The sequence below is a fragment of the Stenotrophomonas sp. GD03819 genome (genome assembly GCF_029841665.1).
In the GTDB taxonomy this organism is placed as follows: domain Bacteria; phylum Pseudomonadota; class Gammaproteobacteria; order Xanthomonadales; family Xanthomonadaceae; genus Stenotrophomonas; species Stenotrophomonas geniculata.
Window position 1 is genome coordinate 90467 of record NZ_JAOCEW010000003.1, and the last position, 20963, is coordinate 111429.

A 20963-nucleotide genomic window follows, 5' to 3' on the forward strand; every position below is an offset into this window, starting at 1 on the left:
CCTCGCGCAGGGCAGGCGCAGTGGCATGCCTTCTTCATACAACTTCCTCAAGAATGATATCGGCGATGCGCTCGGCGGCATCGACCTTGGCCAGGGCACGCGCGGCTTGCGCCATCTGCATGCGGCGGGCGGGATTTTCGGACAGATCGCGCAGCAGTGCGGCAATGCCGTCGGCCAGCGTTCCGTCCTGCTTCAGCAACACCGCCGCGCCACGCTCGACCAGGTACTCCGCATTGCGGGTCTGGTGATCGTCGACGGCAGCGGGGAAAGGCACCAGCACGCTGCCGACACCGACCGCGCACAGCTCGGCCAGCGTGGACGCACCGGAACGGCACACGACCAGGTCGGCCCAGGCGAAGGCTTCGGCCATGTCCGCGATGAACGGGGTGATTTCAGCCTGCACGCCGGCCTTGGCATACGCCTCGACCGCTTCGGCATGCAGCTTCTCGCCACTCTGGTGGCGCACCTGCACCGGCACACCCGTGCCCAGCGCGGCAATCGCCTGCGGCACGCCGGTGTTGAGCGCACGCGCCCCCTGGCTGCCGCCGACCACCAGCACGCGCAGCGGGCCGTGGCGGTCGGCGAAGCGCTGTTCCGGCGGCGCGATGGCGGCGATCTCCGCACGCACCGGGTTGCCGACGAACTCCTCGCGCGCGGCGAAGGTGCCGGGGAAGCCGGTCAGCAACCGGCGCGCATAGCGCGACAGGATGCGGTTGGTCATGCCGGGCGCGCGATTCTGTTCGTGTACCAGCAGCGGCAGGCCGTGCAGGCGGGTGGCCATGCCACCGGGGCCAGAGGCAAAGCCACCGAAGGCGACCACCGCTCGCGGCTGGCGCTTGCGGATGATCATGCCGGCCGCGCGCAGCGCGCGCATCAGCCGCCACGGCGCGCCCAGCAGGGCCAGCTTGCCCTTGCCGCGCAGGCCGGTGATGGCCAGTGTGTCGATCGGAATGTCGTGCTGTGGCACCAGGCGCGTTTCCATCGCACCGTCGGCACCCATCCAGGTGACCGGCACGCCGCGCTGGCGCAGCACGCGGGCCACGGCCAGGCCGGGGAAGATGTGACCGCCGGTGCCACCGGCCAGGATCATCACCGGGCGGGCGTTGGAAGCACTGCTCATGACAGCCTCCCGAAGGTCGGTTCGATGCGCGACTGCAGGCGGCTGGTGCCACGCGCAGCGTTCGGCGCAGCGGCAGCCACCGGCTCGGCGCTCATCGGCACGCTGGCGGCCACCGGCGCGGCGGGCCCGTCCATCGGCTCGGCAGCGGCGTCTTCGGCGCCGCCGATGCGCACGGCCTGGCGGCGCTCGGCGCGCTTGAGCTCATAGGACACGCGCAGCAGCAGGCCCATCGCCACGCAGGTCATCAGCACCGACGAACCGCCGGAAGAGATCAGCGGCAGGGTCAGGCCCTTGGTCGGCAGGATGCCCAGGTTCACGCCGATCGAGACGAAGGTCTGCATGCTGATCCACAGGCCGATGCCGAAGGCGATATAGCCGGAGAAGTGGCGCTTCATTTCCACGCAGCGCATGCCCAGCCAGAAGGTACGGCCGACCAGCAGCGCGTACAGGGCCACGATCACGCAGGTGCCCAGGAAGCCGAATTCCTCGGCGGTGACCGAGAAGATGAAGTCGGTGTGCGCTTCAGGCAGGTAGTACAGCTTCTGCACCGAGTTGCCCAGACCGACGCCGGTCCACTCGCCACGGCCCACCGCCATCAGCGCGTTGGACAGTTGGTAGCCGTCGCCCTGCTGGTCGGCCCACGGGTCCAGGAAGGAGGTGATGCGGCGCATGCGGTACGGCTCGATGATCGCCAGCGCGCTCATGCCGACCAGGCCGATGATCACCGGCATCGACATGCGCGGCATGTTCACCCCGCCCAGCACCAGCATGCCGGCGGTGATCGCCAGCAGCAGGGTGGACGAACCGAAGTCCGGCTGCAGCAGCAGCAACAGCACCAGCGCACCGGCCACGCCCAACGGCTTGAGCATCGCCGGCCAGGTCGCGTTGACCTCGTCGCGGAAGCGCACCAGATAGCTGGACAGCCAGACGATGTAGAGCACCTTCACCGCTTCCACCGTCTGGAACTTGGAGATGCCCAGGTTGATCCAGCGGCGTGCGCCGTTGACCGTGCTGCCCAGGCCCGGTGCGAACACCGCCAGCAGCAGCACGAAGCAGCCCAGCAGCAGCATCTGGTTGTACTGCTCGATGGACTTCAGTTCAGTGCGGGCGGCAACGACCGCCAGCACGATGCCCACCGCCAGGAAGATCAGGTGGCGGTTGAGGTAGTAGAACGGGCTGCTCATCAGCGCGATCGAACTGGACGCCACCATCACCACGCCAATGCCCGTGAGCGCGATGATCGCGCCCAGCAGCCACTTGTCGTAGCTGCCTTCGATGGCTTCAAGGCGTGTTGCCTGGCGGGACAGGTCGTTCATCTCAGCGCACCTTCAACGTGGCCAGGCCGATCAGCACGAGCACGACGGAGATGATCCAGAAGCGCACGATCACGCGCGGCTCCGGCCAGCCCTTCAGTTCGAAGTGGTGATGGATCGGCGCCATGCGGAACACGCGCTTGCCGGTCAGCTTGAACGAGGCGACCTGGATCATCACCGACAGCGTTTCGATGACGAACACGCCGCCCATGATCACCAGCACCAGTTCCTGGCGGGTGATCACCGCGATCGTGCCCAGCACCGCACCCAGCGCCAGTGCACCGATGTCGCCCATGAACACCATGGCCGGATAGGTGTTGAACCACAGGAAGCCGAGGCCCGCACCGGCGATGGCCGCGCAGATGATGACCAGTTCGCCGGCGCCCGGGATCTGCGGGATCTGCAGGTAGTTGGCGAACACCACGTTGCCCGAGGCGTAGGCGAACACACCCAGCGCGCAGGCCACCAGCACGGTCGGCATGATCGCCAGGCCGTCCAGGCCGTCGGTCAGGTTCACCGCGTTGGAGAAACCGACGATCCAGAAGTAGGCGATGGCCACGAAGCCGATGCCGGCCAGCGGCAGCGCGATCGACTTGAACATCGGGATGTAGAAGGTCAGCGCCGCCGGCACGTCGGCCGTGTAGAACAGGAACAGGCCCGCGGCCAGGCCGAAGATCGACTGCAGCAGGTACTTCCAGCGCGACTTCAGGCCGTTCGGGTCGCGGCGGACGATCTTGATCCAGTCGTCATACCAGCCGATGGCGCCGAAGCACAGCATCACCGCCAGCACCAGCCACACGTAGCGGTTGCGCAGGTCAGCCCACATCAGCACCGACAGTGTGATGGTGAGCAGGATCAGCGAACCGCCCATGGTCGGTGTGCCGGCCTTGGAGAAATGGGTCTGCGGACCGTCCTTGCGGATCGGCTGGCCGCCCTTGAACTGGGCAAGCTTGCGGATCATCGCCGGGCCGAGCCACAGCGACAGGAACAGGGCCGTCAGCGCGGCAAGGATGGCGCGGAACGTCTGGTAGTTGAACAGCCCGAACAGGCTCTCCAACTGCTGCAACCATCGAGCCAGTTCATACAACATGCGGGGATTCCTCTCCTTGCGCCAGCAGCGCTTTGACAATCGTGTCCATGGCGCTGCCACGGGAACCCTTGACCAGGCAGCGCACGCCGGCGTGCAACTCGTCCTTCAGCGCCTGCGACAGCGCGTCATGGGTGGCGAAATGACGGCCGCCTTCGCCGAAGGCGGTGGCGGCAGCGGCGCTGAGCGGGCCCAGCGCATACAGGCGCTTGAGCCCACCAGCGCGCGCGCGGAGCCCCGCCTGCGCGTGCAGCGCTTCAGCGTCCGGCCCCAGCTCGCGCATGTCGCCCAGCACCAGCCAGCCCTCTTCCGGGGCTGCGGCCAGGGCATCGATGGCCGCAGCCAGCGAGCCGGGATTGGCGTTGTAGCTGTCATCCACCAGCACCGCGCCGTTGCGCAGCTGATGGGCGATCTGCCGACCCGGCACCGGCTGTGCCTCGGCCAGACCGGCGGCAATCAGCGCGAGATCGACACCGGCGGCCAGCGCCAGGCTGGCCGCGGCCAGTGCATTGCTGACGTTGTGGCGACCCGGCAGGCCGAGCACCACGCGCGCTTCGCCGGCCGGCGAAACCAGGGTGAACTGGCTGCCCTGCGCACCGGCGCGGATGTCGCGCGCGGTCACGTCGGCGGTATGTTCCAGGCCATAGCGCAGCACGCGGCAGCGCGGCGGAGTGCCGACGAAATGCTGTTCGAACCAGCGGCCGTAGGCATCGTCGGCGTTGATCACCGCCACACCATCGGCCGGCAATGCGGCATAGATCGCGCCCTTGGTCACTGCCACGCCGAGCAGGCTGCCCATGCGTTCCAGATGGGCCGGGGCGATGTTGTTGACCAGCGCATAGCGCGGGCGCGCGATATCGGTCAGGTAGGCGATGTCACCCGGCTTGCCAGCGCCCATCTCGTAGACGGCGTAGTCGGCATCTTCCGGCGCATCGATCACCGCCAGCGGCAGGCCGATCTCGTTGTTGCGGTTGCCCGGGTTGGCGTAGACCACCTTGTGCGCGTGCTGTGCCACCTGCTGCAGGATCGACAGCAGCAGGCTCTTCACGCTGGTCTTGCCGTTGCTGCCGGTGATCGCGAACACCTCGGTGCCGCGGTCACGCTGCATGCCGGTGGCGATCTTCGCCAGCGCCAGTTCGCTGTCGGCCACCAGCACCTGCGGCAGTTCGATCGGCAGCAGGCGCTCGACCAGCAGCGCACTGCCACCGCGCGCCTGCGCGTCGGCGGCGAAATCATGGCCGTCGAAACGCTCGCCGCGCAGCGCCACATACAGGCTGCCCGGACCGAGGCTGCGGGTGTCATGGCTGACCGCATCGATGGCCACGTCGTCGCCGTGGATCTCGCCGCCGGCCCAGTGTGCGATCAGCGAAAGCAGGGTGCGCTTCATGCGATGCCCTCCCCGGCCTGCGAGCTCAGAACACCGGCCTTGGCAGCCAACGCAGCGGCGGCCACTTCGGTGTCGTCGAAGTCATGGCGTACGCCATTTACTTCCTGGTATGGCTCGTGGCCCTTGCCGGCAATCAGGATGATGTCGCCGGCACCGGCGCGCTTCACCGCCAGGCCGATCGCACGCGCGCGGCTGCGCTGCACGGTCACGGCATCGGCATTCTGGAAGCCCGCCAGGATGTCGGCCACGATCACGTCGCCATCCTCGCCACGCGGGTTGTCGTCGGTGACGATGACCTGGTTGGCCAGGCGCTCGGCGATCGCGGCCATCTGAGGACGCTTGCCGGTATCGCGCTCGCCACCGCAGCCAAAAACGCAGAACAGCGCGCCGTGCAGGTGGCCGTGCAGGCTGTCCAATGCCTGTTCCAGCGCGTCCGGGGTATGTGCGTAATCGACCACCACGGTCGGCAGGCCGTCTTCGCCGCCGAGGCGGTTCATGCGGCCGCGGATCGGCTGCAGCGCCGACAGCACTTCAGCGATGCGCGGCAGCGGCTGGCCCTGTGCATGCAGGGTACCGGCCACGGCCAGCAGGTTGTCTACGTTGAAGCGGCCCAGCAGCGGCGACTGCACCGCGGCACGTTGGCCGTCGATGACCAGTTCGAACGCAATGCCTCGGCCATCCAGCTGCAGCGCTTCAGCGCGCACGCTGGCATCGCTGGCACCACGCGAGCTCAGTCCGATCGGCTGCACGCCCGCCGGCAGGCCGGCAAACAGCTGGCGGCCGAAGGCGTCGTCAAGATTGATCACCGCAGCCTTCAGGCCCGGACGATGGAACAGCCGCGCCTTGGCCGCGCCGTAGCTGGCCATGTCGCCGTGGTAATCCAGATGATCGCGGGTGAGGTTGGTGAACACCGCCACGTCGTAATGCACGGCATCGACGCGGCCCTGGTCCAGCGCGTGCGAGCTGACTTCCATCGCCACCGCGCGCGCACCGGCGTCGCGCAGCTGCGCCAGCAGCGCATGCATCTGCAGCACCAGCGGCGTAGTGAAACCGGTCGGTTCAACCGCACCATAAAGTCCGGCGCCCAGCGTGCCGATACTGCCACTGGGCGTGCCGAGCAGGTGCCAGGCCTGGGCCAGCAGCTGCACGGTGGAGGTCTTGCCGTTGGTGCCGGTCACGCCCACCATCGCCATCGCCCGCGACGGTGCGCCATGGAACTGGTCGGCCATCGCCCCCATGCGCGCACGCAGGCCCGGCACCGCGATCGCATCGGCCGGGGCCGGCAACTCGGCAGGGGCCGGCGGCTCGAACAGGATGGCGCCAGCGCCCGCCGCGCGGGCCTGCTCGACAAAGCCCAGGCCATGCGCGCCGAAACCGGCGATGGCGACGAAGGCATTGCCGGGGCGCACGGCGCGGCTGTCCAGCACCAGGCCGGTCAGAACGGGATCATGGCCCGCCAGGGCCACGTCCGGAAGCAACTGCGAAAGCAACATCGAAGGACTCATTGCGTGCCTCCCGTAGCGGGCGGCGTCTGGGCTTGCGCGCTGGGCAGCGCAGCGTCGAATTCAGCGGCGGCATCCACCGGCAGCGCAGCCTCTGCGGGCGGCGCAGGCAGGATCGAGGCCGAGTGGCCGACCTTGCCGGACTGCTGTGCGGCCAGCCACGACTGCAGGTCGTCCAGCGGCACGTCCATCAGGCGCAGAGTGCCTTCCATCACGTTGTGGTAGACCGGCGCCGACACCAGGCCACCGTAGAACTTGCCGGCCTGCGGGTCGTTGATGACGATGACGGTGGCGAAGCGCGGGTTGGTGGCCGGCACCACGCCGGCGAACAGCGCGTTGTAGTGGCCGCGCTCGTAGCCGCCCGGACCGGCCTTTCGCGCGGTACCGGTCTTGCCGGCCACGCGGTAACCCAGCACCGCCGCCTGCTTGGCGCCGCCCTGGGTGACCACCGTTTCCATCATCGCCACCACCTGCTTGGCGACATTCTCGTCGATGATCTGCTGACCTTCATTGCGCTGGCCCTTGACGAAGGTCGGCGCGATCAGACGACCGCCGTTCGCCAGTGCCGAATAAGCCGTAGCGATCTGCAGCGGGGTGACGTTCAGGCCGTAGCCGTAGGACATCGTGGTCTTGGTGGTGCCCGACCAGCGCGCCGGGCGCAGCACCACGCCACCGGATTCACCGGGGAAACCGCTATGCGGCACCGAGCCATAGCCGAAGCGGCGCACGCCGTCGTAGAACACCTGGTCCGGCATCTTCGCCGCAACCTTGGCCGCGCCCACGTTCGAACTGCGGGTGATCACGCCGGTCACGTTCAGCACGCCGTTGTTGCGCGGCACGTCGCGGATGGTGAAGCGACCCAGGGTCATGTAACCCGGGTTGGTATCGATGATGGTGTCCTTGGTCACCGCGCCGGCCTGCAGCGCGGTGGCGATGGTCAGCGGCTTCATCGTCGAACCCGGCTCGACCAGGTCGGTCACCGCACGGTTGCGGCGCGCATCGGGCAGCGCGCCGGTCAGCGAATTCGGGTTGTAGGTCGGCAGGTTGACCATGGCCAGGATCTCGCCGGTGGTCACGTCCATGATCACCATCGAACCGCCGGCCGCCTTGTTGGCCACCAGCGCGTTGCGCAGTTCCTTGAACGCCAGGTACTGGATGCGGCGATCGATGCTGAGGGTCAGGTCCTTGCCCGGTTCGGCGGCGCGCAGCAGATCGCTTTCGACGGTCTCGCCCTTGCGGTTGCGGATGACCCGCTTCGCACCGGCCTTGCCGCGCAGCCATTCGTCGAAGGCCAGCTCCAGGCCTTCCTGGCCGCGGTCGTCAATGTTGGTGAAGCCCAGCACGTGCGCCATCGCTTCGCCCTGCGGGTAGAAGCGGCGGAACTCGCGCTGCGCGGCCACGCCCGGAATCTTCAGCGCTACCACCTTTTCTGCCTCGTCCGGATTGATCCGGCGACGCAGGTACATGAATTCCTTGTCCGACTTCTGCGACAGGCGGCTGCTCAGCTCATCCACCGACATGCCGACCGCCTGGGCCAGCTCCGGAATGCGCTCGGGCGAGCGCAGCAGGTCCTGCGGGTTGACCCAGATCGAGGCGACCGGCGTGGATACCGCCAGCGGCTCGCCATTGCGGTCGGTGATCATGCCGCGCGAGGTCTTGATCGGCAGTTCGCGCAGGTAGCGGGCCTCGCCCTGGCGCTGGTAGAAATCGCTGTTGACGATCTGCACGTAGGCGGCACGACCGACCAGCGACACCGAGCACAGGCCGAGCGCCAGCGCGACCCAGCGCAGGCGCTGGCGCAGGTTGAAGGCGTTGCGCGGGCGGTTGCGGCCGGTCTTGCTCATGGCCGCACCACCACGATGTCGGCGGCCTCGGGGAACTTCATGCCGAGCTTCTCGCGGGCGATGCGATCGACACGGTTGGCTTCGGCCAAGGTCGCCTGCTCCAGCTGCAGGCGGCCGAATTCCAGATTGATGTCATCGCGCTTGCGCTCGGCGCGCGACAACTCGATGAACGTCTGCCGGTGACGGTGACGCACGAACACGACGCCGATCGCCGAGGCCACGGTGGAAGCCAGCAGGATGATCAGCAGCAGCCGGCTCATGCATCGGCCTCCCGCTTCTGGGCCACGCGCAGCACGGCGCTGCGGGCGCGCGGGTTGGCGGCCAGCTCTTCGTCGGTGGCCTTGATGGCACCGCCGATCAGGTCCAGCGTCGGCACGAACGCGACCGCCTCGGGCAGGCGGCGGTTGGCCGGCGGCGCCTTGGCCAGGCGGTTCATGTACTGCTTGACGATGCGGTCTTCCAGCGAATGGAAGCTGATCACCGCCAGGCGGCCACCGGGCTTGAGCCGTTCCACCGCCGCATCGAGCCCGGCTTCCAGATCGGCCAGCTCGCGGTTGATGTGGATGCGGATGGCCTGGAAGCTGCGCGTGGCCGGGTGGATCTTGTCCTTGCCCCGCGGCATCACCGAGGCGATCAGCTCGGCCAGTTCGGCGGTGCGGGTGAACGGCTGCTTCTCGCGGCGGGCCACGATGGCACGGGCGATGCGGCGGCTCTGCCGCTCTTCGCCGTAGGTCCACAGCACGTCGGCAATCTCGCGGTCTTCGACGCGGTTGATCCACTGCGCGGCGCTTTCGCCGCTGTCCGGATCCATGCGCATGTCCAGCGGGCCGTCCTTGCCGAAGCTGAAGCCACGTTCGGCCACGTCCAGCTGCGGCGACGACACGCCCAGGTCGAACAGCACGCCGTCCAGGCCTTCGGCCGTCGCATCCCACTGCAGCAGCTGGGCGAAGCTGCCACGGAAGATGGACACGCGCGGGTCCGGCGCGAAATCGCGCTCGGCAACGGCAATGGCTTCCGGATCCTTGTCCATGACCAGCAGGCGCCCCTCGGGACCAAGCTGGGTGAGCACGCCACGTGCATGACCGCCACGACCGAACGTGCCATCCAGATAACGTCCGTTTTCGATCACCCTCAGGCCTTCGATGACCTGGGTGTACAGGACCGGCAGGTGCACCGCCGGCGACTGCGACACCGGAAGGTGACCGGCCTGCGCTTCTGGGCGCATCCGGGCACCCCGGCTCACAACTTCAGGTCGAGCAACCCATCACCCAGATCCTCGTCAGACAACGTCTGCTGGATCAGGGCCCGATGCGCCTGCTCGCTCCACAATTCGAACTTGTCGCCCATACCGAGCAATACCGCCTTCTTCTCAATGCCCACCGCACCGCGGTGGCTGGCGGGGATGCTGATGCGACCGTTGCCGTCGAGCTCCAGATGGGCGGCCGAGCCGACCAGCTTCTGCTGCAACAGGCGCACGACGCGCTGGGTGTTGGGCTTGGACATGACGTCGTCGCGGACCCGCTCCCATTCCGACTCTGCATACAGCCACAGGCAGCCGGCTTCGAACGGGTTGTAGGTCAGCACGAGACGGTTGTTGCTGGCGCGCGCGACGAGGTCGCGGTAAGCGGTGGGAACCGCCATGCGCCCTTTATCGTCAACTGTGATGGCCGTCTCGCCCTGGAACACGACGCGTGCACCTATCCTTCGCCCGGTGAAACATTGAACCACGAAAACCCACAAAACACCCAGATTTCCCTCTGATGCCCACCTTAGCAGCGGCCGAAGGGTTGTCAACAACTTTTCAGCGGGGAAATCGCCAGCCGCATCAATGGCTTGCAACAACCTTTAGAGAATTGTTCAAGGCTTATCCACAAGTTGCTGATCCGTCTCAATTTTTGAGATTGAACGGAAGTTCAGGGGTGTGGACAGAGCGTGAAACATCGCTCGCGCATTCATCCGGGACGGGCAGGAAGCGGCGCCAGACTGCGCAAACCGTGCACAATGAGGCCATGTGCCTGCTCGCTCTTGGCTGGATGCACCACCCGCGCTGGCGGCTGGTGATGACCGGCAACCGTGATGAGTTCCACGCCCGCCCGACGGCGGCGCTGGCCCCCTGGCAAGATGAGACCTCCGTCATCGGGGGGCGCGACCTGCGCTCCGGCGGCGGCTGGGCCGGCGTCGGTGCCGGTGGACGCATGGCCGTGGTCACCAATGTCCGCGACCCGCTGGCCGCCCAGACCGGTCCTTCACGGGGTGCGCTGGTGGCCGACTTCCTGCGCGGCCGCGACCCCGCCGCCGTGCATATCGACCGACTGGCAACGGTGGCCGGCGCCTACGCCCCATTCAACCTGCTGCTGGCCGACGGCCACAGCCTGGAGTTCCTGGGCAACCACCCTGCCGAGCGCCAGCGCCTGGGCCCGGGCGTGCATGGCATGTCCAACGGCGCGCTGGACGCGCCCTGGCCGAAGACCCGGCGGCTGATGGCTGCGCTTGAAGCCTGGTTCGAGGCCGGCGATGAGGACCTGACCCCGCTCTGGGCCGCCCTGGCGGACGAACATCGCCCCGCCGACAGCGACCTGCCCGACACCGGCATCGGATTGGAACGCGAGCGCTGGCTGAGCCCGGCCTTCATCCGCGGCGACGACTATGGCACCCGCGCCAGCACGGTCCTGCTGATCGATGCCGAAGGGCACGGGCAGATCCACGAGCGTCGCTTCGGCCCGCAGGGTGTCGCCCTCGGCCAGAGCCAGGTCGATTTCTGACCCTGTACCTGTTTTCTGTGTCTATAAATGTCTGCACGCACGCCACACGATGACCCGGCGCGGTTCTGCCGCGCGCCTCACCGATCCACAGGGAGTCATCGATGCGCCGTGTTCTCGTACTTGTCGTCACCCACCTGCTCGCCCTCGGCCTGGGCTTCGGCCTTGGCATCTACCTGCTGCCGATCCTGATCGCTCCCGACGACCCGCCGGTCGCGCAGGTACAGGCGGCGATGGGCGACGCCCGTTACCACACCACCTTCCGTCGCGACCTCAAGGGCAGCGACGCCGTGCACTGGGCCGACGGCAAGGTCAGCGTCAGCCCGCGCCAGGTCGCGTTCGACGGCAAGATGGGCCCGGGGCCGGACTACAAGGTCTACCTCGTGCGCGACTTCGTCGACAACAAGGCCGATTTCCTGAAGATCAAGGCACAGGCCCAGCGCATCGGCGAGGTGAAGACCTTCAACCGTATCCTGGTGGACGTGCCTGAAAGCGTCAACGTGGACGATTACACCACCGTAGTGGTGTGGTGCGAACGGTTCGAGCAGTTCATTTCCGCCGGGCAGTACCGCACGCCGGGTTGAACAACATCCCAAGCATCTGGGCGGAGAGCAGCCGAGCATGGCTCGGCTCTACTGTAGAGCCGAGCCATGCTCGGCCTACCGTAAGAAAGAGGCGGAGCCGGCCGATAAGCCGGGTTCTGTCGTGGACAGTCATTCCTCTAGGCGTTACGTCACCGCAACGCTCAAGCAACCTACCCGGATCCAACGCGGGCCGCGCCAAAGGATCCCTATTTGGTCTTGCTCCAGGTGGGGTTTGCCGTGCCGGTCTGTTACCAGACTCGCGGTGCGCTCTTACCGCACCATTTCACCCTTACCGGCCTTCCGAAGAAGACGTAGGCGGTATCTTTCTGTTGCACTTTCCGTCGGCTTGCGCCGCCCAGGCGTTACCTGGCACCTTGCCCTATGGAGCCCGGACTTTCCTCGGCACCCCCGAAGGGATGACGCGACTGTCTGGCCGACTCCGCCAGCGCACATTCTAGCCTACGCACGTCCTTCCTGCCGTGCTGATCGCGGCATCCGGTTCATCCATCCACGCATGGCGTGGATCTATTGCCATCTCCGCTCTGATGGGTGCGGACCTTGGTCCGCACGATCCATCAACTCCCGTACAACGCCTTGCGCGGCGCGCCGGTCAGCTCGGCAGCCAGTTTCGCTGCGGTCGACGGCGGCAGATGCTCGCTCAGCTTGGCGTAGACACGGCGGCCATGCGCCAACTGCGCTTCCTCATCGTCGCCGGCACCCTGCACCATCACCACGAACTCGCCCTTGCGCTGGTTCTCGTCGGCTTCCACTTTGGCCAGCAGCCCCGCCAGATCGCCATCGAGCACGGTCTCGAACAGCTTGGTCAGCTCGCGCGCCAGCACCGCCGGGCGCTCGCCGCCGAAGATCGCGGCCATGTCGGCCAGCGACTCGGCGATGCGGTGCGAGGATTCGTAGAACACCATCGTGCGCACTTCACCCGCCAGCGCCTGCAGCCGGTCGCGGCGGCCGCTGGCCTTGGCCGGCAGGAAACCTTCGAAGCTGAAGCGGTCGCTGGGCAGGCCGGCCACGCTCAGCGCGGCGATGGCGGCACAGGCCCCCGGGATCGGGCTGACCTTGATGCCGGCCGCGCGCGCGGCACGCACCAGGCGGAAACCGGGGTCACTGACCAGCGGGGTGCCGGCATCGCTGACCAGCGCCAGCGACTCACCGGCCTGCAGGCGCGACACCAAGCGCTGCGCCAGGGCCTCTTCATTGTGTTCATGCAGGGCCACCAGCGGCTGCTGGATGCCGAAATGGGACAGCAACTGGCCGCTGCGGCGGGTGTCCTCGGCACAGATGGCCGCCACCGAACGCAGCACCTCCTGCGCGCGCGGGCTCAGATCGGCCAGGTTGCCGATCGGGGTGGCGACGACGTACAGGGTTGGGACACTCATTTCAGCGGTACTCACGGGGCAAGGGTAGAATCGTAGCGTGTACCCGGCCAAGGCCGCTGCCCTCATCGCATGGACCCGATCATGAACAAGCCCGCCGCACGGATCTCCGCCCTGTCGCTGTCGCTGATGCTGCTGGCCGGCTGTGCCACCACCAGCCTGACCAGCGCGCCCGAATCGCCGGCCCAGAGCCAGGCGCTGGCGCTGATCGAACAAGGCAAACCGCGCGACGCCGCCCTGCAGCTGGAAGCGCTGGCCGCAACCCTGAAAGGTGGCGCCCGCAGCAACGCCCTGGCCGATGCCGCCTGGGCCTGGCACCTGGCCGGCGACAGTGCCCGCGCGCGCAGCCTGCTTGGCCAGCTCACCGCCCGCCAGCTGTCCGGCACCAGCCTGCAGCGCTACCAGCTGACCGGCGCTGAGCTGGCACTGGCCGACAGGCAGCCGGCGCAGGCCTTGGCCCTGCTGAAGGAACAGGGCGACAACGTCTTCCCCGCGCTGCGCACGCGCTGGCACGTAGCCCGCGCCAACGCGCTGCAGGGCACCGGCGATGCCTTCGGTGCCGCCACCGAGCGCGCCCGCGCCCACGCCAGCCTGACCGGCAGCGCACGCAATGAGAACCAGGCCGCCATCGCCGGTCTGCTCGGTACGCTTGACGATGCCACCCTGCGCAGCCGTGCCGCCGCGCTGCCGGCCAACGACCCGCTGTACAACTTCGCCGGCCGCGCACTGATCGCGCGTGGCCTGCCGCTGCCGCGCCCGTTCGACCGCGATGGCGCCGCCCAGTTCGATACCAGCAAGCGCCCGCCGGCCATGAGCGACGGCTACCGTCCGCCGGCCAAGCTGGCCGTGCTGCTGCCGCTCAGCGGCCGCCTGGCCACCGCCGCGCAGCCGGTGCGTGATGGCCTGCTGGCCGCGTACTACGGCGAGACCCGCCGCCGCCCGGACATCAACTTCATCGACACCGCCGGTACCCCGGCCGGTGCGCTGGCCGCCTATGACAAGGCCGTCGCCTCCGGCGCCGACTTCGTGGTCGGCCCGCTGGGCCGCGACGAAGTGGATGCGGTCTATGGCCGCCAGCAGCTGCAGGTGCCGGTGCTGGCCCTGAACCGTGGCAAGGACGCGCCGCCGGCCGGCAGCGCCGGCTTCTCGCTGGCACCGGAAGACGACGGCATCGTCGCTGCCGAATACCTGCGTGGCCGCGAGCGCGGCAAGGCGTTGGTGATCAACAGCGCCGACGATACCGGCCGCCGTGCCGCCGCCGCCTTCGCCCAGCGCTTCGCCCAGCGTGGTGGCCAGGTGGTGGCCACCGTCGGCGTCAGCGACGCGGTTGGCGATGTCGGCGCGCAGGTGCGCAATGCCGGCCAGGTCGATGCCGTGTTCCTCGCCGTGCGCGCGCCGCAGGCCCGCCTGCTGGCGCCGCAGCTGGCGCTGGCCGGTGCCGGTGGCGCCACCCGCGTGGGCACCTCGCAGCTGACCGTCGGCAGCGGCAAGGTGGAAGAAGACGTGGCGCTGGACGGCATCGTCTACCCGAACGAAGCCTGGAACGTGCGCAGCGTGTCCGGCCTGCCCTCGGCCAGCCAGGTCGCCAGCACCCTGCCCAGCGCACGCGGTGCCGCCGGCCGCCTGTTCGCCTTCGGCGCCGATGCCTGGAAGATCACCGCCTACCTGGACAAGCTGTCCAACGAAGGCGGCCTGGACGGCGCCACCGGCACCCTGTTCCTGGACAGCAACGGCAACATCCTGCGCCAGCCGGCCTGGTCCACCTTCAATGGCGGCCGGCCGATGCCGATCGTCGGTGGTCGCTGAGCGCAGCCAACGGGGCTCGGCGGTGGAAGCCGCCGCCGAGCGGCATCTGCAACAGGCCGGACTGCAGCCGCGTGCGCGCAACGTGCGTTATCGCGGCGGTGAACTGGACCTGGTGATGGACGACGCCGGCACCGTGGTGTTCGTGGAAGTGCGTTACCGCGCGCGATCCGATTTCGGTGGCGGTGCGGCCTCAGTGGATGTGCGCAAGTGTCGACGCCTGGCGCATGCCGCGTTGTTGTACCTGCAGGACCATCCCGCGCTTGCCGATGCGCCCTGCCGTTTCGATGTGGTGGAAGCCACGGGTGAACCGCCGCAGTTGAACTGGCTGCGCGATGCGTTCCGGCTGGATGATTGCTGATGTGTACCGTCCGCTCTGGTAGAGGCCGACCTTGGTCGGCGCTTCTGTGCCAACCAAGGTTGGCACCTACCAGCGCGCAGCCTGGCCGGCACGACCATGGTGCGTGACTGATGCCGTCGATCATCACCCATGCCGCTGTGCCTTTGGCGCTGTGGTGCGCCGCGGATCGTGGCCGCATTCCGGCATGGCTGCTGGCTGCCGGTGTGGTCGCCGCGATGCTGCCCGATGCCGACGTGCTGGCCTTTGCCCTGCACATTCCCTATGCCGATGCGTTCGGCCATCGCGGTGCCAGCCATTCGTTGTTGTTTGCCTGCGTGCTGGCCGCGTTGGCCGCGGTGTGGGCGTTCTTTGGTAGCGGCCGACCTTGGTCGGCACCACACAGCTCCGGTAGTCGCCGACCTTGGTCGGCGGTTTCGCGCCAACCAAGGTTGGCACCTACCCAGCGAGGGCCAACGTTGGCGTCCACCGTACAGGCGGCGGTGTTCGTCTTCATCTGCGCCGCCAGCCATCCCCTGCTCGACGCAATGACCTCCGGTGGCCTCGGCGTTGCCCTCGCCTGGCCGTGGAGCGAACAGCGCTTCTTTGCCCCGTGGCGGCCGATCCGCGTTTCACCGTTTGCGCCGCAGTTCTTCAGCGCGCGCGGCATCGCCACCCTGCTCTCTGAACTGCGCTGGGTCTGGCTGCCGCTGGCCGGCGCCGTTGTTGCCTGGAAACTGATCCAACCCGCTCCTGCTGCCCCACGAGATCTGTCATGAGTACTGCCCTGCCCGCCGCATTGATTGCCGAACTGTCTGCCCTGCTGGGAGCGGAGGGCTGGCGCATGGATGACAGCGCGCTGGAGGCGAACGCGCAGGACAACTCGTGGCGCCACCAGCGCCCCGCTGCCGTCGCGCTGCCCGCCAGCGTCGAACAGGTGCAGGCACTGGTGCGCGCCTGCCGTGCACATCACGTGGCGCTGGTTGCGCGCGGCGCGGGCACCGGCACCACTGGTGCTTCGGTGCCATTGCCCGGCAGCATCGTGCTGTCGTTCACCCGCATGGACCGCATCGTGGAGATCCGTGCCGGTGATCGCTGCGCCGTGGTGCAGCCCGGCGTGCTCAATGGAACGCTGCAGCAGGCGCTGGCGCCGCACGGCCTGTTCTGGGCGCCGGACCCATCCAGCGCGGAGATCTGCAGCGTGGGTGGCAACCTGGCCTGCAACGCCGGTGGCCCGCGCGCGGTGAAGTACGGCACCAGCCGCGACAACGTGCTGGGCCTGGTCGCGGTCACCGGCACCGGCGAGGTGATCCGCTGCGGTGGCGCCTACACCAAGGACTCCACAGGCTACGACCTCACCCACCTGCTGGTGGGCAGCGAAGGCACGCTGGCGCTGATCGTGGAAGCCACCCTCAAGCTCACCCCACTGCCGGTCAGCCAGGCCGGCCTGCGCGTGCTGTACCGCGACGCCGATGCGGCGGCCGCTGCGGTGTCACGCCTGATGTCGCAGCCGGTGGTGCCCACGCGCCTGGAATTCATGGACGCCCGCAGCCTGGAGCTGCTGCGCCTCAATGGTGCCGAGGTGCCCGAGGCGGGCGCGATGCTGCTGGTCGAAGCCGATGGTGACCACGATACCCTGCCCTACCTGCTGCAGGCACTGGCCAGCGCCGCCGAAGGCGACGGCATGATCGAACTGGACGTGGCGATGGAAGGCCGCGCGCGCGACCAGCTATGGGCCGCACGCAAGGCCTTGTCGCCCGCACTGCGTACCGTCGCGCCCGGCAAGATCAATGAAGACGTGGTGGTGCCGGTGTCGCGCATCCCCGACCTGGTGGCCGGCGTGCAGGCGTTGGCCCGCGACTATTCGTTGACCATCGTCACCTTCGGTCATGCCGGCAACGGCAACCTGCACGTCAACATTCTCTACCACCCGGATGACGCCGACGAGAACACACGCGCGCATGCCGCGCTGCCGAAGATCTTCGAACTGACGCTGTCGCTGGGCGGCACGTTGTCGGGAGAACACGGCATTGGACTGGCCAAGCGCGATTTCATGGCACAGGCGTTCAGCCCGGCCACGCTGGCGACGATGCGCGCGATCAAGACCGCGCTGGACCCGGATGGCATTCTCAACCCGGGCAAGGTGCTGCCGCCGGTGTGATGCTGGCCGGGCATGAACCGGCGCTACCAAGGCGTGCACCTGTAGAGCCGAGCCCACGCTCGGCTGCTCTTCGTTCAGATCACGATGCACCCGCGCTTCGCGCGGTGAGCCGAGCGTGGGCTCGGCTCTACAGGGGTCCGCGTGCCGACCCCGGCATTGCCGCTTACCAGGCCATGCGCACGCCCACCTGACCACCCACGTTGCGGTAGCCGTGCTCACCGCGCTGTACGCTCAGCCCGCCCCATGCGCCCCAGCGCTGGCCCAGCTTCAACTCGGCACCGGCCTGCACTTCATAACGATTGCGCGGCACATCCGCGCCCAGCGTGTCATCGTTGAACTGCAACCTGCTGGTACCGCTGCCGCGCAGCCAGTTCATGCCCAGGTACGGCTGCACGGTGTTGCCACCCGCAGTGCCATGACCGAACAGGCGCACGCCCAGGCGCCCGCTCAGGCCACCTGCATCCGCATGGTCGACAACCGTGCCATTGCTCTCCACGTGGCGATCCGCGCGATAGCCTGCATACGTCAGCTGCAGCTGCGGCTGCACGTAAAGTGCACTGCCAGCCCCCTGCCACACATTGAAGGTATGGCCCACTTCCAGTGACGCAGTGGCCACACGCGCATCATAGTGCTCCGGCTCCAGACCGATACCCTGCACACGGTTGTCGAAGCGGCCGAACTGCATGGTCGCATCCACATAGGCACCGCCGGTGCCTTCCGCATCCTGCATCCAGGTGCCGTACACACCCACGGCGGTACCACGCACGCGGCCGGTGGCGGTGTAGCCGGTCAGATCCGAGGCGACACGATTGTCAGCACGGCCATTGCCCAGCATCACACCGAACGTGGCATTGCCATGTCGCAGCAGGTCACTGCCGATCTGCAGCACCGACGTATTGCCATCCACCGGCAGCTGGCCACCCACCGCAGTGAAGTCCGCATTGCCACGACCTACGCGTGCCCAGGCAGTGCGCTCACCCGTTAGGGTGCCGGTGCGATCATGCATCCGGTGCGCGAACATGTTCACTGCGGCGGACTGGTTCGCCAGATAGGCACCGGCTTCCGGGCGCAGCACCGGCGGCGGCCGGATCGGATCGACGATTCCGCCGCCGCCCCCGCCTTCACCGCCCTCACCCGGATCCGGACCCGGGCCTGGGTTCACCACGCAGCCCGGCGCTGCCGGGTCGTCCTCGCAGACATCAAACCACTGCGAGCGCAGGTACCAATGGCCATCGGTGGGATCGGCCAGACCGCCCTGGAACAGGAAGTACTCGTACGAACCGCCCACCGCACGCCCGGTCAGCGTATAGCTGGCTAGCGATGTGCCGTCCACTTCGATCAGCTGGATGCCATCCACAGTGGGCGCCCCCACACCGCCGATGTTCCTCACCGCAATCAGGGCATCACCAGAAGTATCACCGCGCACGTGCAGGCGGTCGATGGCCGAATCATCGCCAGCCAGCGCGCCCTGGAACAGGAAGGTGGCGCCCTCGCTGTGCAGGTCACCCTCCACCGTGAGCGTATTGAAGCGGCCGCTGCCATCGGACAACGCCACCACGCTGTCGCGCGCCTGCAACTCGCCCACGGTCGCATCGCCGGTCAACGTCCATTGGCTGCCGCTTTCAAGCGCAAGCGTCTGCACCAGATCGGAAGCCCCCTGCCACAGCGCACCATCCGCCAGACGCACATGCACCTCGGACTGCGGCACCAGCCCGGCGTCTTCGTCGTCGGGCGTGATGACGATATCGCCGTGCAGTTGCGAGCCACCGTCCAGCGCCACGTCGAAGCGTCCGGCCACGGCAGCATCCAGTGCCAGGCCGATGCCGTTGCCACCGGACACCACCACACCGTTACTCAACGTCAGCACTGGATCACGGCTGCTGCGCAACCAGATGCCACCGTGCTGCGCACTCACCAGCGAGCCGCCGTCGATGCTCATCTGGCCGTTGTCGTTGATCACCGCCGCCCAGGCACCTTCGCCTTCAGTGCGCACATGGGTGTTGGCCAGCGTCATTTCGCCCCTGCCCCCGACAACACACCGTATGAATTGATGCCGGTGGTGCGCACCACGCTGTCGGCAAGGTGTACGGTGCCGCCAAGGCGGGCGATCGCACCAATGGCGCCGTCGCCTTCGGTAAGAATATCGATCATGTTGCCGTTCGCTAGTGGTGCAGCAGATACACCGCCTTCGGCATACAACCCATGACCATTCTGGCCAAGGGTCCGCAATCGGCTGCCGGTAACCTGCGCGGTACCTCCCAGCACCGATATCGCCTGCCAATAGGTGCCATTGGCCGTAATGGTCGATCCGTCGACTACCAGATCGCCATTCGTCACTCGAATGCCAACGCCATTGCGAGTAGTGATGAACGAATCGGTCACACGCGCAACCACATCGCGCTGGTTCATGTCGATGCCGATCGATACGCTGTCGAGCCGGCTGCCGTGCAGGGTGAGGTCCGCGCCTTCGGTCATATGGATGCCGAAGTGACCGGACAGCTCCACCACATCCAGGCGCAGCACGCCGCCGCCACCGGTGGCGAAGCTGACCGCGGTGGCGTTGTCGCCACGTGCATGCACGCTGCCTCCACGCATCTCAAGCTCACCGCCGACGAACAATCCCATTCCGGAGCGCTCGTGGGTCAGATCGATGTCGACATCTTCCAACACCACCTTGCTGCCCAGCCCCACCAGCACGCCCGATGCACCGGCGCCGCTGCCATCTATCCGCGCCGAGCGCAGGGTGACATCGCTGCCACCCTGCGCCCACACCCCATGACCTGCCCCCGCCACAGCGATCTGCAGACGTTCGGCCAGCAGTGTTCCATCACGCACGTCCAACCCATTGGACTGGTCGCCAAGAATCTCGATCGCGCTGTCGCGCACTACTGCCTGCCCCTGCTGCACGCTGACGCCATGGGCCAACCCGCCACGGGTAGTGATCCGCACGTTGTCCAGTGACAGCGCACCGGACAGCGCTTCCGCCCCCGACGCTGCCGTGCCGCGCGTTTCGATATGCGTTCCGCTGGCGTGAACCTGGCCACCATTGGCGGCGGAAAGGCCGGCAGCACCATAGCCGGAGGTCAAGACGCTACCCGCCTGCAGTTCGATACGACTTCCCGCACCCTCGGCGCGTGCAGCGGCAGCACGCAGCCCTTCGGTAATCAAATTGACCGGTCCAGTTGGAATGAGGCTGCCACCGTTGATGGCAAGGAACGCATGCCCACCCGGATTGCCCGGCTCCACCGGGTCAGTGGTGTGGTAATCGCCCGCAGCCGGGTTCTGTTCGTCGCCATCGGCGATGACCTGCTGTGCCATGGCGGCCGACGACGCCAGGGCGGCGGACAACCCCACGGCAAGCAGATGGGAGCGGGGAAGTACACGACGCATGCGGGGGACGCTCCAATGGAAGGGCCCCTACCGTAGGAAGCGGCCGCAATGGCGCCTATCGAATTGGTTGCATACCGCAGCCGCTGCGTCGTCCTGTCGCGCCCAAGTACGGACCGGATTCACTGTGCTGAACATCGGCCGACCCGATCGTCCAGACGGCCAGCGCTTTGCAACTAATTGCATGGGCCGGCGCCGTGCCCGCGGCCAGAATTCGTGCCGATCAAGACACAGGTTGCCTGGTTAGGCTCATCACGCGCGCTTCACGCGAACAGGTCGAAAAGGCCA

The 20963-nt window shown here is 67.6% G+C and carries 16 protein-coding genes, 1 other RNA gene and 1 pseudogene; 6 read left to right on the forward strand and 12 right to left on the reverse strand.

The window, feature by feature from the left end; translation table 11 throughout:
* Positions 1-34 precede the first annotated feature (34 nt).
* Genes murG through mraZ form a run of 9 tightly spaced genes read right to left on the reverse strand, consistent with a single transcriptional unit; the run spans position 35 to position 9939 of the window.
* Positions 35-1120 carry an undecaprenyldiphospho-muramoylpentapeptide beta-N-acetylglucosaminyltransferase gene (gene murG / locus N5D45_RS02780; protein WP_164192216.1) on the reverse strand — a complete coding sequence of 362 codons (1086 nt, stop codon included), beginning with the start codon at positions 1118-1120 and terminating at the stop codon, positions 35-37.
* Positions 1117-2436, reverse strand: coding sequence for a putative lipid II flippase FtsW (gene ftsW / locus N5D45_RS02785; protein ID WP_049411261.1), 1320 nt, complete (start codon positions 2434-2436; stop codon positions 1117-1119). The genes murG and ftsW overlap by 4 nt, the downstream gene beginning before the upstream one ends.
* A 1-nt stretch (position 2437) precedes the next feature.
* A complete protein-coding gene (gene mraY / locus N5D45_RS02790) occupies positions 2438-3523 on the reverse strand; it encodes a phospho-N-acetylmuramoyl-pentapeptide-transferase (RefSeq protein ID WP_010481929.1) in 1086 nt (361 codons plus the stop codon).
* Positions 3513-4907 (reverse strand): UDP-N-acetylmuramoyl-tripeptide--D-alanyl-D-alanine ligase, encoded by a 1395-nt coding sequence (gene murF / locus N5D45_RS02795; RefSeq protein WP_164192213.1) that lies wholly within the window; start codon positions 4905-4907, stop codon positions 3513-3515. Before murF ends, mraY begins: the two co-directional genes overlap by 11 nt.
* A complete protein-coding gene (locus tag N5D45_RS02800; RefSeq protein WP_029379787.1) occupies positions 4904-6412 on the reverse strand; it encodes a UDP-N-acetylmuramoyl-L-alanyl-D-glutamate--2,6-diaminopimelate ligase in 1509 nt (502 codons plus the stop codon). Before N5D45_RS02800 ends, murF begins: the two co-directional genes overlap by 4 nt.
* On the reverse strand, positions 6409-8253 hold the full coding sequence (locus N5D45_RS02805; protein ID WP_043397940.1) for a penicillin-binding protein 2: 1845 nt from the start codon (positions 8251-8253) through the stop codon (positions 6409-6411). The genes N5D45_RS02800 and N5D45_RS02805 overlap by 4 nt, the downstream gene beginning before the upstream one ends.
* Positions 8250-8513, reverse strand: a complete 264-nt coding sequence (gene ftsL, locus N5D45_RS02810; RefSeq protein ID WP_005412242.1) for a cell division protein FtsL — start codon at positions 8511-8513, stop codon at positions 8250-8252. The genes N5D45_RS02805 and ftsL overlap by 4 nt, the downstream gene beginning before the upstream one ends.
* Positions 8510-9478, reverse strand: coding sequence for a 16S rRNA (cytosine(1402)-N(4))-methyltransferase RsmH (gene rsmH, locus N5D45_RS02815; RefSeq protein ID WP_010481940.1), 969 nt, complete (start codon positions 9476-9478; stop codon positions 8510-8512). The genes ftsL and rsmH overlap by 4 nt, the downstream gene beginning before the upstream one ends.
* A gap of 14 nt (positions 9479-9492) precedes the next feature.
* Entirely contained in the window at positions 9493-9939 is a 447-nt protein-coding gene (mraZ, locus tag N5D45_RS02820; protein ID WP_004143635.1) for a division/cell wall cluster transcriptional repressor MraZ, read from the reverse strand.
* A 323-nt stretch (positions 9940-10262) separates the two neighbouring features.
* Here mraZ and N5D45_RS02825 point away from each other — a divergent pair, with 323 nt between their 5' ends.
* Together N5D45_RS02825 and N5D45_RS02830 are read left to right on the forward strand one after the other, a co-directional pair.
* A complete protein-coding gene (locus tag N5D45_RS02825; RefSeq protein ID WP_043397934.1) occupies positions 10263-11015 on the forward strand; it encodes an NRDE family protein in 753 nt (250 codons plus the stop codon).
* A gap of 101 nt (positions 11016-11116) precedes the next feature.
* A complete protein-coding gene (locus N5D45_RS02830) occupies positions 11117-11596 on the forward strand; it encodes a DM13 domain-containing protein (protein ID WP_279938435.1) in 480 nt (159 codons plus the stop codon).
* Positions 11597-11685: 89 nt separating this feature from the next.
* On the opposite strand, the gene rnpB is transcribed toward N5D45_RS02830, so the two are convergent.
* Together rnpB and rsmI are read right to left on the reverse strand one after the other, a co-directional pair.
* An RNA gene (gene rnpB, locus N5D45_RS02835) (RNase P RNA component class A) lies at positions 11686-12037 on the reverse strand.
* Positions 12038-12171: 134 nt separating this feature from the next.
* Positions 12172-12990, reverse strand: coding sequence for a 16S rRNA (cytidine(1402)-2'-O)-methyltransferase (gene rsmI / locus N5D45_RS02840; protein WP_005412235.1), 819 nt, complete (start codon positions 12988-12990; stop codon positions 12172-12174).
* Positions 12991-13071: 81 nt separating this feature from the next.
* On the opposite strand from rsmI, the gene N5D45_RS02845 reads away from it, so the two are divergent.
* The 4 genes from N5D45_RS02845 (at position 13072) to N5D45_RS02860 (ending at position 17288) form a co-directional block, all read left to right on the forward strand.
* Positions 13072-14793, forward strand: coding sequence for a penicillin-binding protein activator (locus N5D45_RS02845; RefSeq protein ID WP_164192211.1), 1722 nt, complete (start codon positions 13072-13074; stop codon positions 14791-14793).
* On the forward strand, positions 14783-15151 hold the full coding sequence (locus tag N5D45_RS02850) for a YraN family protein (RefSeq protein WP_181299171.1): 369 nt from the start codon (positions 14783-14785) through the stop codon (positions 15149-15151). Before N5D45_RS02845 ends, N5D45_RS02850 begins: the two co-directional genes overlap by 11 nt.
* A gap of 110 nt (positions 15152-15261) precedes the next feature.
* Positions 15262-15906, forward strand: coding sequence for a metal-dependent hydrolase (locus N5D45_RS02855; protein ID WP_010481952.1), 645 nt, complete (start codon positions 15262-15264; stop codon positions 15904-15906).
* On the forward strand, positions 15903-17288 hold the full coding sequence (locus N5D45_RS02860) for an FAD-linked oxidase C-terminal domain-containing protein (protein ID WP_279938436.1): 1386 nt from the start codon (positions 15903-15905) through the stop codon (positions 17286-17288). Before N5D45_RS02855 ends, N5D45_RS02860 begins: the two co-directional genes overlap by 4 nt.
* Positions 17289-17451: 163 nt before the next feature.
* Here the strand turns inward: N5D45_RS02860 and N5D45_RS02865 are convergent.
* Positions 17452-20678 (reverse strand): annotated as a pseudogene (locus tag N5D45_RS02865) (autotransporter outer membrane beta-barrel domain-containing protein).
* Between the last annotated feature and the right edge of the window lie 285 nt (positions 20679-20963).

Coding starts and splice junctions, on each gene's coding strand:
- murG (WP_164192216.1), bottom strand. CDS start 1,120: ATGAGCAGTGCTTCCAACGCCCGCCCGGTGATGATCCTGGCCGGTGGC.
- ftsW (WP_049411261.1), bottom strand. CDS start 2,436: ATGAACGACCTGTCCCGCCAGGCAACACGCCTTGAAGCCATCGAAGGC.
- mraY (WP_010481929.1), bottom strand. CDS start 3,523: ATGTTGTATGAACTGGCTCGATGGTTGCAGCAGTTGGAGAGCCTGTTC.
- murF (WP_164192213.1), bottom strand. CDS start 4,907: ATGAAGCGCACCCTGCTTTCGCTGATCGCACACTGGGCCGGCGGCGAG.
- N5D45_RS02800 (WP_029379787.1), bottom strand. CDS start 6,412: ATGAGTCCTTCGATGTTGCTTTCGCAGTTGCTTCCGGACGTGGCCCTG.
- N5D45_RS02805 (WP_043397940.1), bottom strand. CDS start 8,253: ATGAGCAAGACCGGCCGCAACCGCCCGCGCAACGCCTTCAACCTGCGC.
- ftsL (WP_005412242.1), bottom strand. CDS start 8,513: ATGAGCCGGCTGCTGCTGATCATCCTGCTGGCTTCCACCGTGGCCTCG.
- rsmH (WP_010481940.1), bottom strand. CDS start 9,478: ATGCGCCCAGAAGCGCAGGCCGGTCACCTTCCGGTGTCGCAGTCGCCG.
- N5D45_RS02825 (WP_043397934.1), top strand. CDS start 10,263: ATGTGCCTGCTCGCTCTTGGCTGGATGCACCACCCGCGCTGGCGGCTG.
- N5D45_RS02830 (WP_279938435.1), top strand. CDS start 11,117: ATGCGCCGTGTTCTCGTACTTGTCGTCACCCACCTGCTCGCCCTCGGC.
- rsmI (WP_005412235.1), bottom strand. CDS start 12,990: ATGAGTGTCCCAACCCTGTACGTCGTCGCCACCCCGATCGGCAACCTG.
- N5D45_RS02845 (WP_164192211.1), top strand. CDS start 13,072: ATGAACAAGCCCGCCGCACGGATCTCCGCCCTGTCGCTGTCGCTGATG.
- N5D45_RS02855 (WP_010481952.1), top strand. CDS start 15,262: ATGCCGTCGATCATCACCCATGCCGCTGTGCCTTTGGCGCTGTGGTGC.
- N5D45_RS02860 (WP_279938436.1), top strand. CDS start 15,903: ATGAGTACTGCCCTGCCCGCCGCATTGATTGCCGAACTGTCTGCCCTG.